The organism is Paraburkholderia sp. SIMBA_030 (assembly GCF_046535245.1).
GTDB lineage: Bacteria > Pseudomonadota > Gammaproteobacteria > Burkholderiales > Burkholderiaceae > Paraburkholderia.
This window is the reverse complement of the sequence record NZ_JAWRXB010000001.1, coordinates 1-13,618: the sequence shown is the minus strand read 5'-3', so window position 1 is coordinate 13,618 and position 13,618 is coordinate 1. Positions and strand designations below refer to the sequence as shown.

Below are 13,618 nucleotides of genomic sequence, written 5' to 3'. Positions count from 1 at the left end.
CCTTTTTCATAATCCACCTACGCAAATTCAATTTAGGAGTTCGTAATGGAACGTTTCAAATTTCTTCCGTTGTTGGGTCGTATTCTGATCGGGGCACCGTTTGTCATGAGCGGGCTGGGTAAGCTCGCGGCGTACGGCGCGACGGTTGGCTATATTGCGGCCATGGGGCTGCCCGTGCCGCCACTCGCGTTCATTCTTGCCGTGCTGACCGAGCTGGGCGGCGGCCTGCTGCTGCTGTCGGGCTACAGGACTCGCGTCGTGTCGCTGGGGATGGCGGTGTTCTGCGTGGTCACTGCGATGTTCTTTCACCACAACTTCGCCGATCAAAACCAGATGATTCACTTCCTCAAGAACGTGATGATGGCCGGTGGCCTTCTGCAGATCACCTGGTTCGGTGCCGGCGCGTTCAGCCTGGACGCGCGCTCCGGTCGGACAGCTTTGCGTGTTTCGCCTGTGAACGCGAGCTGAGAAGGCTGATCCGCTGAGACGACCGGCTGACCGGCTGGATCGTCTCACCTGGATCGGCGCTCGCTGCAACGCCAGCGGGTAGCCACCATACCGCTTATTTCCAGGCATCCCCATCCACTGGTGCTCGGCTACTACTCGGTGCATACGAACACAGATGCGCTTGCGCTGGGCGAGGCCGAGATCCGCGCATCGGTCGCGATCTGACCGTGCAGCGTCGCACCCGGTAAGAGAGGACACCGATCGAACGAGTGCGAAACTCGCAGCAACGTTTCATTTCGTGGAGGGCGGGCCAGCGCTATTCCTCTTCGTAGGCATCGATGCTGCTGAGCGCAACCAGATTTCGAAGCGGATCGTCAAGGTGGGAGCGCGTGGAAACCATGCTAGCTGCAGGCGTCCGACCTGCCTCAAGTGAGACTAATACACGCTCATGGCCGGCCGCCCGCTTTCAATGCTGGGCGGGAATACACACCACGAGCCGTCATCGTGCCTGAAGAAAAGAATCGCCAGCAGGCCGGTCGAACGCAATGCCTCGACGCGCACATAGCGTTTGCGATTCGCACTCGTGCGACCGAAGCGTGTGACGCGAACCGGCGTCGCCGGGGTCGGCGCCAACCATTTGTCGACCAGCAAACGCAAGGACATCTGACCGCTGTTCATCGCCTTCTCCTTCGACCTCATTCCCGTCAAATGCGCCGTCAACCGCTGCTTCGGCGATTGGACCGAACCTGCAAGCGACCATGGCGGCTCGCCTGTGCCCAATTAAACGCATGGGCTATGCCAGCATTCCTAGGTCAGTCTGTAAATGGTTGATTTCATGTTGATTTTTCTGGCAGCCCGTCGCCAGGACGCGTGAGAGATGCACGCAGAGATGCACAAAGCGTTCGATTTCCGGACGGTCCTGTTTTTCAGGGATAGAATTTGAACGGAGGTTCGTGTTTGCATGGCAACTGCGCTGTGACGGCGCGCCGACGAGAGCAGCCACGGCGTCAGGAACGCTCCGACCGACGGCCACGATAGCGCCACGGCCTGTAGCGGACAGCGAAGCGTTCGAAAACACTACGTTCGAAGCATCGAGGCCGCCCCAGCGCTCACCGCCCGCCGGCACCGGAATGCGGGATGAGTGGGCTATCAACTGGACCAAACGCGCTTCACGACCCAAAAAAAGAAAACCATCATCAGCAGGGTGAGCCCGCTGGTCGGGCGAAAAAGTCATGCTCATACGGTGACGGCATGAAAGAGACAGGTACACCAATGGACTGGTTCTCCAGTCCGGATCGCGACGCCAGTGTCATGGCGACATGGGAACGTTTGATTCAAGGTGACACGTCGGCCAACGGCGCCCTGCGTGGGGTAGTGGACGATTCCTGGCGCCGCTGCCTGGACGCGAGCGTGGACCCCGGTACGACTTCTGCGCCCCCGCCTCTGGAAGAAGGGCGTCTGTTCGACCTGCGCGCCAGGAGCGACCGCCTGATGCATGCCAGCGTGCCGCTTATCCAGCAGACACGCGAGTTCCTTTCGCAGACGGGAACGATCCTGCTGCTCGCCGATCCCGACGGCATGATCCTCGAACTGGCTGGCGATACGCGCATCGTCGAGCCGGCAGGCGAAGTTCGCTTGATACCCGGTTGCAGCTGGACAGAACTCAGTTGCGGCACCAATGCGATCGGCACGGCCCTCGCTTTGCAGCAACCGGTGCAGATCCATGGTGCCGAGCATTTCTGCGCGGGCATCAAGCAGTGGACCTGCTCCGCCACGGTGGTCCGCGATCCGCTGGATGGCCGGGTACTCGGCGTGCTGGACGTCTCAGGGCTGGCGCAAACCTACGGCCAGCATAGTCTGGCGTTCATCGTCTCGATGGCAGGACGTATCGAGAGCCGGCTCGCCAAATGCGCCATGGAGCGGCGTTTGCGCCTGATGGAGCGGTGCATGGCCTATTGCTCCGGGCGTGTGGACGGTGTCGTGGTGGTGGACGAGTGCGGACGGCTTGTCAAAGCCAACCCGCAGGCGCCAGCCGCCTTTGCTCGTCTCGGTCTGTCTGGCGCACTGGAAGGCGCTTTTCCCATCCCGGACATCTCGAGGATTGCCGATGGCGCCCTGTCGCCGCAATCACCCGCGTGGCTGCGCGTCGCACGAATCGAACGGGTCAAGGAAGACGCCGACACCCTCGGCTTCATGCTGATCGCCCCCGCCGCTAGCCGGCGCGCCGCTGTGCTGCCTGACGCGATGCCGGCCGCTGAAGCCACGCCTGCGCCGGCGTTCTCTCGTATCGTCGGCACGAGTCCGGCGCTGCGTGCGGCTGTCCAGAAAGCGCAGCAGCTTGCCAAAGCCACGGTCCCGGTGCTGTTGCTCGGTGAAACGGGCGTCGGCAAGGAGTTGTTTGCGCAAGGCATCCATCAGGCCAGCGCGAGGGCGGACGGCGCCTTTGTCGCCCTGAACTGTGGCGGCTTGTCTCGCGACCTATTGACCAGCGAGCTGTTCGGTTACGCGGAAGGGGCATTCACTGGCGCGCGCAAATCCGGCATGACTGGGAAAATCGAAGCGGCCAATCACGGCACGCTGTTCCTCGACGAAATCGGCGAAATGCCACTCGATATCCAGCCGCATTTGCTGCGCGTGCTGGAGGAAGGGGAGATCTATCGATTGGGTGAGAACACGCCTCGCAAGGTCGACTTCCGCCTGATCGCCGCCACGCATCGCGACCTGCGTGCCGACGTGGCCGATGGCAAATTCCGCATGGATTTGTATTACCGGCTGGCTGTCACGAACATCTCGATACCACCGCTACGCGAACGCAAGGCGGACTTGCCCGACATGATCGCGCATTGGGTGCGCGTCTCGTGTGAACGCTACAACGTGGCCGATGCCGTCTTCGACGATGTCGCGTACGAATCTCTGCTCAACTATGGATGGCCCGGCAACGTTCGCGAGTTGCGCAACGCGATCGAGGGGGCGCTGCTCATGGCCCGGGATGGCGCAATAACGGTGGATCACCTGCCGCCCGAAATCGGCGCTTCAGCTGTTCTGTCAGGCGCTCAGGATACGGTGCCCTCGGTGCAGTCCGCGCTTGCACGCCAGAAGGTCCGCTCGCTGGAAATGGCGGAAGCCGAGTCGATCCGCGTGGCGATCCAGCAAAGCCGGGGCAATCTGACCCAGGTGGCCGCGCAACTCGGCATAGCAAAAAGCACGCTTTATCAGAAGATCAGGAAGTACTCGCTGATGCAGGACCTTGGAACCACCCGGCAGGTCACCCGGCGACATTGAGCATCGTCGATTGCGACCGGGGATCATGACGCCGCTGCGCTGAATCCCGGTTCGCGTTGGCTGAGGCGACGCGCCACCGAAGCTCGCGGTCCACCCTGCCGCAGCCGCAGCAACCCGCATTCACGCAGGTCCTCCTGCGCGTCGCTCATCCCTTCAGACCTGCGTTCGAAATCCGCTCTCCAAACGGCCGACCGTCCAGGAATCGGTCGCTGCACGAACGCGTCGGCCGTTTCCAGTCCGTCAACAGACGCCCTGAAGCGCCACGCCCGTCAAGGGCTGGCCGATTCCACGCGGGTTCGGCCGTCCAATGGCATATCCCTTGCAATTATCTGCTCCGAAGCGAATCGCAATGCTCGCTTCGCATCGCGCCTTGTCGTTGAGGCGATGTTCAATCAAGGAGAGCTGGAGACACTAATGGAACAGCAACTTTCACACGTCCAGGTATTGGGCATCGATGCCGGCGGCACGATGACCGATACCTTCTTCGTGCGTTCAGATGGCCGCTTCGTGGTCGGCAAAGCCCAAAGCAATCCCGCGGACGAATCGTTGGCCATTCTGGAATCGTCAAAAGACGCGCTGACGCAGTGGGCTCGCGAAGTGGACGAGGTCTACCCGGAACTGGTGACATGCGTCTATTCCGGAACGGCGATGCTCAATCGCGTGGTTCAGCGCAAAGGCCTGGATGTGGGGCTTCTCTGCAATCGAGGCTTCGAACAGATTCACTCGATGGGGCGGGCCATCCAGAGCTATCTCGGCTACGCGCTGGAAGAGCGCATCCACCTCAACACCCACCGCTACGACGAACCGCTGGTCCCGCTTTCGCGCACCCGTGGTGTGACGGAGCGCACCGACGTTCAGGGTGAAATCGTCATCCCGCTGCGCGAAGACGAAGTGCGCAAGGCGACGCGGGAACTCGTGAATGCCGGATCGAAAGCGATTGCCATTTGTCTCCTCCAATCACACAAGAACGAGTCGAGCGAAAAGCGCGCACGCGATGTCTGCCGCGACGAACTGAAGAAAATCGGCGTGGACATTCCGGTCTTCGCGTCGGTCGACTACTACCCGTCGCGCAAGGAAAGCCACCGCACCAACACCACCATTCTCGAAGCCTACGCGGCCGAGCCGTCCCGGCAAACGCTGAAGAAGGTCAGTGACCGTTTCAGGAAGCACGGCGCGAAGTTCGATCTGCGGGTGATGGCCACGCACGGCGGGACGATCAGCTGGAAGGCCAAGGAGCTCGCCCGCACGATCGTCTCCGGTCCGATCGGCGGCGTGATCGGCTCGCGGCTGCTTGGCGAAAGACTGGGCTACGAGAACATCGCATGCAGCGATATCGGCGGCACCAGCTTCGACATGGCGCTGATCACCAAGGGCAACTTTGCGATCGCCTCCGACCCGGACATGGCTCGTCTGGTGCTCTCGCTGCCGCTGGTAGCGATGGATTCGGTGGGTGCGGGAGCGGGCAGCTTCGTGCGGCTCGACCCCTATAGCGGTTCCATCAAGCTCGGGCCCGATAGCGCGGGTTATCGCGTGGGCACATGCTGGCCGGAAAGCGGACTCGATACGGTGTCGGTGTCCGACTGCCACGTGGTGCTGGGTTATCTCAACCCCCACAACTTCCTCGGCGGCGCGATCAAGCTCGACGTCGAACGCGCACGGCAACACATCAAGGCCCAGATCGCCGATCCGCTTGGCCTCTCGGTGGAAGATGCCGCTGCGGGTGTGATCGAACTGCTCGATCTCAGCCTGCACGAGTACTTGCGCGCCAACATCAGCGCGAAGGGTTACAACCCGACCGACTTCGTGTGCTTCTCGTACGGCGGCGCAGGGCCGGTGCATACCTACGGCTATACGGAAGGCCTGGGCTTCAAGGACGTGATCGTCCCTGCATGGGCAGCCGGATTCTCTGCGTTCGGTTGCGCATGCGCGGATTTCGAGTACCGCTACGACAAGAGCGTGGATATCGCGGTAGCGCCGGACGCCCCCGATGAACAGAAAGTGGCGGCCTGCGCGGTGATTCAGGACGCGTGGAGGGAGCTGGCCGACAAAGTCGTCGAGGAGTTCGTCATCAACGGTTTCAAGCTGGAGGACATCACGTTGTTACCCGGCTACCGGATGCAATACATGGGACAACTTAACGATCTGGAGATCACTTCGCCGATTAGCGCCGCCACCACCGCGGCGGACTGGAAGAAGATCACCGAAGCGTTCGAGGAAACCTACTCGAGGGTGTACGCGAGTTCCGCCCGCTCACCGGAACTGGGCTTCAGCGCGACCGGCGCGATCATGCGCGGCCTTGTCGCCACACAGAAACCGGTGCTGCCGGAGGACCCGGAAGCGGGCGAAACACCGCCCAAGTCTGCGTACCTGGGCAAGCGCCCGTTCTATCGGCACAAGACGTGGGTCGAAGCCGACATCTGGCAGATGGAGTCGCTCATGGCGGGTAACCACATCGTGGGGCCGGCCATCATCGAGTCCGCCTCCACCACCTTCGTCGTGCCGGATGGTTTCGAAACCACGCTCGACAAGCACCGTCTGTTCCATCTGCAAGAAGTGAAGTAAGGAGAGGCAAATGAACCTCATGTCATCCAAGGAAGTCGGCCAGCCCGAATTGCTCGCCAACGGCAAGACCCTGAAGGCGTTCCGTGCCGAGATCATGGCGCGCACCAGCAAAACGGGTCATTACAACGGGCTCGCCCGGCTCGAGTTGCGCGAGAAGGATCCGATCGGCTACGAGAAACTGTTCTCCAAGATCCGCGGCGGTCTGGTGCACGCTCGCGAAACCGCGAAGAAGATTGCAGCGTCGCCGATCGTGGAGCAGGAAGGCGAATTGTGCTTCACGCTGTACAACGCGGTCGGCGACTGCGTGCTGACCTCGACCGGCATCATCATCCACGTCGGCACGATGGGCGCCGCGATCAAGTACATGATCGAGAACAATTGGGAGGACAACCCGGGCATCAACCCGGGGGACATGTTCACCAATAACGACTGCTCGATCGGCAACGTTCACCCTTGCGACATTGCGACAATCGTGCCGATTTTCTGGGCGGGCAAACTCATCGGCTGGGTGGGCGGTGTGACGCACGTGATCGACACCGGCGCGGTAACGCCGGGTTCGATGTCGACGGGCCAGGTCCAGCGCTTCGGCGACGGCTACCAGATCACCTGCCGCAAGACCGGCGTGAACGACCAGCCGCTACGCGACTGGCTGCATGAAAGCCAGCGTTCGGTGCGCACGCCGAAATACTGGATCCTCGACGAGCGCACCCGGATCGCCGGTTGTCACATGATCCGCGACATGGTCGAAACGATCATCGCCACCGAGGGACTGGACGCTTATGAGAAGTTCAGCTATGAGGTCATCGAAGAGGGCCGTCGTGGTTTGCAAAGCCGCATCAAGGCGATGACGCTGCCCGGCAAATACCGCAAGGTCGCCTTTGTGGATGTGCCCTACGCCCACGAAGATATCCAGACGCCCTCGGCCTTCGCCAAGATCGACACCATCATGCACTCGCCGGTGGAAATGACGATCCGCCCCGACGCCACATGGCGGCTGGATTTCGAAGGCGCGAGCCGCTGGGGATGGCACACCTATAACGCGCACCACGTGGCGTTCACGAGCGGCATCTGGGTCATGATGACCCAGACCCTGGTGCCGACCCAGCGCATCAACGACGGCGCCTACTTCGGCACGGAGTTCCGCCTGCCCAAGGGCACGTGGATGAATCCGGACGATCGCCGCACCGGGCACGCCTATGCATGGCACTTCCTGGTATCGGGGTGGAGCGCCATGTGGCGGGGGCTCGGCCAGGCGTACTTCAGCCGTGGCTATCTGGAAGAAGTCAACGCCGGCAACGCCAATACGTCGAACTGGCTGCAAGGCGGCGGCATCAACCAGGACGGCGAAGTGCACGCGGTCAACAGCTTCGAGGCTTCGTCGTGCGGCACGGGCGCCGGCGCCATCAAGGACGGTCTCAATCACGCGGCTGCGATCTGGAACCCCGAAGGCGACATGGGCGACATCGAGATCTGGGAGATGGCCGAACCGTTGCTCTATCTCGGGCGCAACGTCAAAGCCAATTCCGGCGGCTATGGCAAGTATCGCGGCGGGTGTGGTTTCGAAACGCTGCGCATGGTCTGGAAGGCACAGGACTGGACCATGTTCTTCATGGGCAATGGCTACATGAACAGCGACTGGGGGTTCATGGGCGGCTATCCGTCCGCCACCGGCTACCGGTTCGAGGCGCACAAGACGGGCCTGAAGGAGCGCATTGCGCAGGGACTCTCGCTGCCGCTCGGCGGCGACACGAATCCCGACGCACCGGACTACGAGCGGCACATCGATGCGACTTCCAAGGTCAAGCGCGACAAGCAATGCATGACGACGGAGGATTGCTACGAAAACCACGACCTGTACCTCAATTATCTGCGCGGCGGCCCGGGCTTCGGTGACCCGCTCGATCGGGAAACGGAAGCGATTGCGAAGGATCTCAACAACGGCTTCCTGCTGCCCGAATTTGCCGAGAAGGTGTACGGCGCGGTGTTGTCGCAGGACGCCACGGGAATCTGGGCGGTCGATGCGCAAAAGACCGTGAAGCGCCGCGGCGAAATCCGCAATGAGCGGCTCGCACGCTCGTTGCCGACGCGGGAATGGATGAAGGAAGAGCGCGAGCGGGTCCTCACCAAACATGCGTCGCGCCCGGTGCGTCACATGTTCGCGACCAGCTTCGGGTTGTCGGAGAAATTCCTCAACGACTTCCGCAAGTTCTGGGACCTGCCTGCCGACTGGAACATGACCGAGGCAGAACTTGACGTGCCGTCCTACGGCTCGAAATACCGGATGGATCTCTCGTTGCTGCCCGACGTGACCACGGTGGTTCAGGTCGAAGAGTAATCCATACCGGTATCGACATCGAAGCGAATCAAGGAGTATCGAAATGTCTGCTTACACGAAAGAACAGGTCAGCAATCTGGTCGATGGGCGACTCGACTGGGACACGACCGCGCGCATGTTGTCCATGCCGAAAGATCACGAGCGTTTTAGCCAGTACCTCGAAGTATTGCAGGGCAAGGTCGCATGGCCCGACAAGATCGTCTTGCCGCTCGGGCCGCACCTGCATATCGTGCAGGCCGCGAAGAGCAAGCACTGGCTGGTCAAGTGCGACTGCGGCCATGAGTTCTGCGACTACCGCGAGAACTGGAAACTGTACGCCAACGTCTATGTGCGCGACACCGAGGAGGCCATGCTCGAGGTCTATCCGAAGCTCATGGCCCCCGACACCCAGTGGCAGGTCTACCGCGAGTACTACTGCCCGAGTTGCGCAACCATGCACGACGTCGAAGCGCCGACGCCGTGGTATCCGGTGATTCACGATTTCGAACCGGATATCGAGGCGTTCTACAAGGAGTGGTTGCAGTTGCCGGTTCCCGAGCGCGCCGACTAGCGTAAAGGGCAGGGCGCGGCTTTTACCGCGCCCGATTGTCCCGCAGTCGGCTGCGGGACGTCGCTGGGTTCATCGGCCGCTCCATGAGCACAGTTTGATGCGGCGCAAAAAGGATGATCCGGACGAGCGCGCCGGCGCGCAGACACCGTTCGAAAATCGAACGATGTCTGTCCGTCCGTCGTCCGGGAATCGAACGCCGGGTGGCGTACCGAACATTCTCCTGTGGCATTCGGTCGATGGCATCGATCTTGCCCTTCTCCTTGCATGAGCCGAATGGGTTTGCCATGTTGCGGCGCGGCAGCGATCACCGCGCAAGCGGCATGACACGCCTAACCGTTAGTACGAGGCGATATAAAAAGGAGACAGGTATGGGCATGTCGGATGCCGCACAGATGTTCTCGAACCCCGGTGACGAAGCGGTCATCATGGCTGCATGGGAGCGATTCCTGAACGGCGGGGAAGTACCGCACAGTGTCGTGCGGCACCTCGTCGACACGTCGTGGCAACGCTGCGTCGAGCGCCAGGTCGATCCCGGATTGGGTCACGCGCCGCCGCCACTGGACGAGCACCTGCTGTACTCGTTGCAACGCAATCACCGCGATCTGGTTGAGGCAAGCGCGCCGGTCATGGCGCACGCCCGCGATTTTCTGGCTCAAACCGAAACGATCATGGCCCTCGCCGAACCGGCCGGCACTATCCTTAACCTGGAAGGCGACCCGGCCGCCATCGCGTCGGCCCACGGAATCCAGCTCCTGCCCGGCGCGTCCTGGAACGAGATGATTTGCGGCACCAACGCGATTGGTACCGCGATCGAGGTTGGCCAGCCCGTGCAGATCCATTCCGCCGAGCACTTCTGCGTCGGCATCAAGCGCTGGACCTGCTCGGCCAACGCGATCCGCGATCCGCGCGACGGCACGATCATTGGCGTCATCGATGTGTCCGGCTTATCTGAATCCTACAATCGTCATAGCCTGGCACTGGTCGTCACGGCAGCGAGCCGCATTGAAAGCCGTCTGGCCGCGCGGGCCATGGAACTTCGCTATCGGCTGCTCGATCGCTGCGTGAGCCGAATGGCGAGACTCGCGACCGATGGTGCGGTTGTGTTCGATCACGGCGGCTATCCGATCAAGGTCAACGAACACGCCGAAGCAGCGATTGCGGCCGCCGGCGGCGATCTTTCGCTCACCCGGCCAAAGCGCATCCTCGCACTCGCCACCGATTCCTCATCTGCATACATTTCGCCCGCCGATCTGCCGCACTGGATCCAGCCCGACTGGATCGAGCCGGTGATCGACGACGGCAGGCGCATCGGCAGTTTGCTTGTCATTCCGTTCGTGCGTCGCACGGCCTCCGTGCGTAGAGCGGTCGGCACACTGCGTGGCTGTGCCGACGACAAGCCGGCGGCCGGTTTCGAGAGCATTCTGGGCGAAGCCCCGGCACTGCTCGATGCCGTCGACAGGGCTCGCCAGATCGCCCGTTCACGCGCACCGGTCGTACTGCTGGGCGAGACCGGCGTAGGCAAGGAACTGTTTGCGAGAGGCATTCACCACGCAAGCGAGGCGAACGATGGCCCCTTCGTTGCGCTCAACTGTGGCGGCCTGTCGCGCGAACTGCTGGCGAGCGAATTATTCGGCTACGGCGACGGCGCGTTCACTGGCGCGCGCCGAGGCGGCGCACTGGGCAAGATCGAAGCGGCCAATGGCGGGACCTTGTTTCTCGACGAAATCGGCGAAATGCCGGTGGATCTGCAACCGCACTTCTTGCGCGTACTGGAGCAGGGGGAAATCTATCGGCTCGGTGAAAACGTGCCGAGGAAAGTGACGTTTCGACTCGTCGCGGCGACCAATCGCGACTTGAGAAAGGAGGTCGCAGAAGGGCGCTTCCGGATGGATTTCTTCTATCGCGTCGCCGTCACGAGTATCCATATTCCGCCGTTGCGCGACCGGCCGGGGGACATTCGCCGCCTGGCCGAACATCTTGTCCGTCAATTCGCGACCGAACTAGGCAGGGCAAGCCCGGAGATCGACGCCGGCGTGATTGCGGCGCTCGACGCGTATTCATGGCCTGGCAACGTCAGGGAGCTTCATAACGTGGTCGAGAGCATGCTTCTCACAGCAAGCGCGGAGAGGCTGACGCTCGACGATCTGCCTGCGGAGCTGCGCTCGGGCAACGGGCAGGTAAGCGCCGGCGGTGACGAGCCGGTTTCGCGCGACGGTCGTGTGACGTTGGAAACGACGGAGCATGGTGCGATTCGCAACGCGATCATCATCTCTCATGGGAACCTGACGTCCGCCGCCCGGCACCTGGGCATAGCGAAAAGCACGCTGTATCAGAAGCTCAGGAAATATGGTCTGGATCGCACGCTGATCGATGCCCGGGGGGCGGGTAGTTAGGTGGGTGGCGGTACACGGCATGGCACAAAGGTGCGCATGACGTGCGTAACGTACGCGAGCCGGCGATAGGTTAGTGGCAGAGGCAAAGATAATCGGGTGGAGAGTTTGCTGATCTAAAGGCATGGAAGAGGGCGCTGCGGCGCCCTTTTTCATTGCTGTGTGTTGCTGCGGTTTTGGCATGGCAGGCGCTGCGGCGATGCATGCCGCCAACCTTCGCGTCCGGGGCAACTGCGCACCGATCTCATCCGACATCCTGTTTCTGTTTGGGTACGACGCATTGTTCTTCGCAGCGTCAGCCAGTACTTCCAGCTTTTTCGGCATTTCCAAGTTGCTGTCGATACTGTATGAATGTACAGTATTGGGCGTGGTCAGCCCGCGAGTGCAAGCGCGCTCTGATTTTCCAGACGCGCGGGCAAACACGCACGACTGAACGGAGATTCAATTCTATGCCCGCCTCACCCACTCAAGCGCACCATGCCTGAACAACTCTGGTTGCCCGGCCTCGAGGCGCCGCCTGTCCCGACAGACGGCCTGTTCTTCGCCGTCTTTCCAGATACGAATACGGCGACCAGCATCTCGAAGCTGGCGCAACGGCTCTGTGGGCAGACGCACTCGAAGGGCAAGCCTCTAGCGGCCAACCGTTTGCACGTCACGTTGCTTCACCTCGGTAACTTCGCAGGCGGTTTGCCGCCCGCCTGGGTGGATGCGGCGATGAACGCGGCCGCGTCGATCAGGATGGCGCCTTTTAGCGTCGAGTTCGACAGTGCGGTCAGTTTTGCGCTGAAGCCGCGGCCGGGGCCATTGGTGTTGGGTGGAGGCGAGGGCGTGGTTGGACTCCACGCACTTCACGACGCGCTTGGACTGGCATTGCGCGCCGCTATATCCGGAGATCGTGCAGTCTCGCCGAGCGTGCCGTATACCCCGCACGTGACCCTGGCTTACGGCATGCCTTGGGCCGCCACACGTCCTGTCGAAGCCATCAGTTGGAACGTGCGTGAGTTCGTCCTGGTGCACAGCTTGCTCGGGCGTACCCGGCACGTCGCTCTGGCTCGCTGGCGGTTGGCGGCTGAGTGAAACGTTCTGGCTCGCGTCGGCCGTCGTGAAGCACATGCGCCGAAGCGCTTCGGACTAGAACCGCACGCCGGTTGCGCAACCGCCTGCAAAGCCGCTTAGGCCGATTGAACCGAACTCGGACTTCGCGCCGGCAAAGTGACTTTGAACGGCTCAGTTCGACCCTCAACAGCCGCTCACGGTCGCGTGGCATCAATGGCCGTTTCGTGAGGTATAGCGGCCTGCGAGTGCTTTCAATCGGCTCTCTAATCAATCTTCAGATTAGCTCGTCGCCTGCAATCATCCCGGGCAGACAGCCAACCTCCATCAGCCGGTTCGACGACTGCGGTACCTCGCTTGTCAATGCAGCATCTTGATGGGCTTGTGTTCTCGACGGCGAGAATGTGGCTGGTGTGCCGCGACGATCGCCGTCGGGCAGCCACTTCTCGCCGCGACGAACCGTCAGGTTACAGTTCCGCCCGCGCGCGGGAGTAACACCGAAAATGAGGTCTCCGTCTCGTCGGACCGCGCCTCGATCGCACCGTGGTGTGCCTTGGCGATTTCGCTTGCAATGTACAGACCTAGTCCGAGACCGCCCGGCTTGTCCACTTCGCCCGGATGATCCGGCCCCCGCGTTAGGGGATCGAAGATGCGCGCCAGCGTTGCGTGCTCGATGGCAGCGCCGCAGTTTTTAACTTCGACACGGACATGCGTTACATCACCGGTAACCACCACGCGCACGGGAGTGTCCTGTGCCCCGTACTTGACGGCATTGAGTACGAGATTTCCAAGCAGTTGCTGCAGGCGCCGCCCGTCCCAGAGCCCCTGTAAATTGCCACTTACCTGCAGCTCAATCTGCCTGTCAGGATGAACTGCGCGCACATCTGCAAGGTTGACGCTCGTGGCTGTTGCGCTGATGCCTAGGCCCAGCCTGGTCCGGTTGAAATCGGTGAGGTCATCAAGCAACGCCTGCATCCGGGCTCCGCTACGTATCAGGCG

Annotated in this window: 11 protein-coding genes; 8 read left to right on the top strand and 3 right to left on the bottom strand. The window is 61.7% G+C overall.

From position 1 onward, the window contains the following. Positions 1 to 45 precede the first annotated feature (45 nt). Entirely contained in the window at positions 46 to 468 is a 423-nt protein-coding gene (locus SB772_RS00055) for a DoxX family protein (protein ID WP_410831194.1), read from the top strand. Between the two features lie 414 nt (positions 469 to 882). Here the strand turns inward: SB772_RS00055 and SB772_RS00050 are convergent, their stop codons facing one another. Both SB772_RS00050 and SB772_RS00045 read right to left on the bottom strand, forming a co-directional pair. After that, a complete protein-coding gene (locus SB772_RS00050; RefSeq protein ID WP_410831192.1) occupies positions 883 to 1,125 on the bottom strand; it encodes a hypothetical protein in 243 nt (80 codons plus the stop codon). A gap of 115 nt (positions 1,126 to 1,240) precedes the next feature. Beyond that, on the bottom strand, positions 1,241 to 1,687 hold the full coding sequence (locus SB772_RS00045) for a hypothetical protein (protein ID WP_410831190.1): 447 nt from the start codon (positions 1,685 to 1,687) through the stop codon (positions 1,241 to 1,243). 11 nt (positions 1,688 to 1,698) lie between these two features. Here SB772_RS00045 and SB772_RS00040 point away from each other — a divergent pair, with 11 nt between their 5' ends. From SB772_RS00040 to SB772_RS00010, 7 genes are all read left to right on the top strand, one after another. After that, complete coding sequence (locus SB772_RS00040; protein ID WP_410831189.1) at positions 1,699 to 3,729, top strand: sigma-54-dependent Fis family transcriptional regulator; 2,031 nt, start codon at positions 1,699 to 1,701, stop codon at positions 3,727 to 3,729. Between the two features lie 414 nt (positions 3,730 to 4,143). Next, a complete protein-coding gene (locus SB772_RS00035) occupies positions 4,144 to 6,291 on the top strand; it encodes a hydantoinase/oxoprolinase family protein (protein WP_410831187.1) in 2,148 nt (715 codons plus the stop codon). 10 nt (positions 6,292 to 6,301) lie between these two features. Then, entirely contained in the window at positions 6,302 to 8,626 is a 2,325-nt protein-coding gene (locus tag SB772_RS00030; RefSeq protein WP_410831185.1) for a hydantoinase B/oxoprolinase family protein, read from the top strand. A gap of 43 nt (positions 8,627 to 8,669) precedes the next feature. Further along, on the top strand, positions 8,670 to 9,176 hold the full coding sequence (locus tag SB772_RS00025; protein ID WP_410831183.1) for an acetone carboxylase subunit gamma: 507 nt from the start codon (positions 8,670 to 8,672) through the stop codon (positions 9,174 to 9,176). 368 nt (positions 9,177 to 9,544) lie between these two features. Further along, positions 9,545 to 11,569 (top strand): sigma-54-dependent Fis family transcriptional regulator, encoded by a 2,025-nt coding sequence (locus SB772_RS00020; protein WP_410831181.1) that lies wholly within the window; start codon positions 9,545 to 9,547, stop codon positions 11,567 to 11,569. A 121-nt stretch (positions 11,570 to 11,690) separates the two neighbouring features. After that, positions 11,691 to 11,999 (top strand): hypothetical protein, encoded by a 309-nt coding sequence (locus SB772_RS00015; protein WP_410831179.1) that lies wholly within the window; start codon positions 11,691 to 11,693, stop codon positions 11,997 to 11,999. Positions 12,000 to 12,043: 44 nt separating this feature from the next. Beyond that, on the top strand, positions 12,044 to 12,643 hold the full coding sequence (locus tag SB772_RS00010) for a 2'-5' RNA ligase family protein (RefSeq protein ID WP_410831177.1): 600 nt from the start codon (positions 12,044 to 12,046) through the stop codon (positions 12,641 to 12,643). A gap of 438 nt (positions 12,644 to 13,081) precedes the next feature. Here SB772_RS00010 and SB772_RS00005 read toward each other — a convergent pair. Then, on the bottom strand, positions 13,082 to 13,618 hold a 537-nt coding region (locus SB772_RS00005; RefSeq protein WP_410831176.1), incomplete at its 5' end, for a sensor histidine kinase.

Excerpts from the sequence above, each read along its gene's own strand:
- SB772_RS00055 (WP_410831194.1), top strand. The coding sequence starts at position 46 with ATGGAACGTTTCAAATTTCTTCCGTTGTTGGGTCGTATTCTGATCGGG.
- SB772_RS00050 (WP_410831192.1), bottom strand. The coding sequence starts at position 1,125 with ATGAACAGCGGTCAGATGTCCTTGCGTTTGCTGGTCGACAAATGGTTG.
- SB772_RS00045 (WP_410831190.1), bottom strand. The coding sequence starts at position 1,687 with ATGAGCATGACTTTTTCGCCCGACCAGCGGGCTCACCCTGCTGATGAT.
- SB772_RS00040 (WP_410831189.1), top strand. The coding sequence starts at position 1,699 with ATGAAAGAGACAGGTACACCAATGGACTGGTTCTCCAGTCCGGATCGC.
- SB772_RS00035 (WP_410831187.1), top strand. The coding sequence starts at position 4,144 with ATGGAACAGCAACTTTCACACGTCCAGGTATTGGGCATCGATGCCGGC.
- SB772_RS00030 (WP_410831185.1), top strand. The coding sequence starts at position 6,302 with ATGAACCTCATGTCATCCAAGGAAGTCGGCCAGCCCGAATTGCTCGCC.
- SB772_RS00025 (WP_410831183.1), top strand. The coding sequence starts at position 8,670 with ATGTCTGCTTACACGAAAGAACAGGTCAGCAATCTGGTCGATGGGCGA.
- SB772_RS00020 (WP_410831181.1), top strand. The coding sequence starts at position 9,545 with ATGGGCATGTCGGATGCCGCACAGATGTTCTCGAACCCCGGTGACGAA.
- SB772_RS00015 (WP_410831179.1), top strand. The coding sequence starts at position 11,691 with ATGGAAGAGGGCGCTGCGGCGCCCTTTTTCATTGCTGTGTGTTGCTGC.
- SB772_RS00010 (WP_410831177.1), top strand. The coding sequence starts at position 12,044 with ATGCCTGAACAACTCTGGTTGCCCGGCCTCGAGGCGCCGCCTGTCCCG.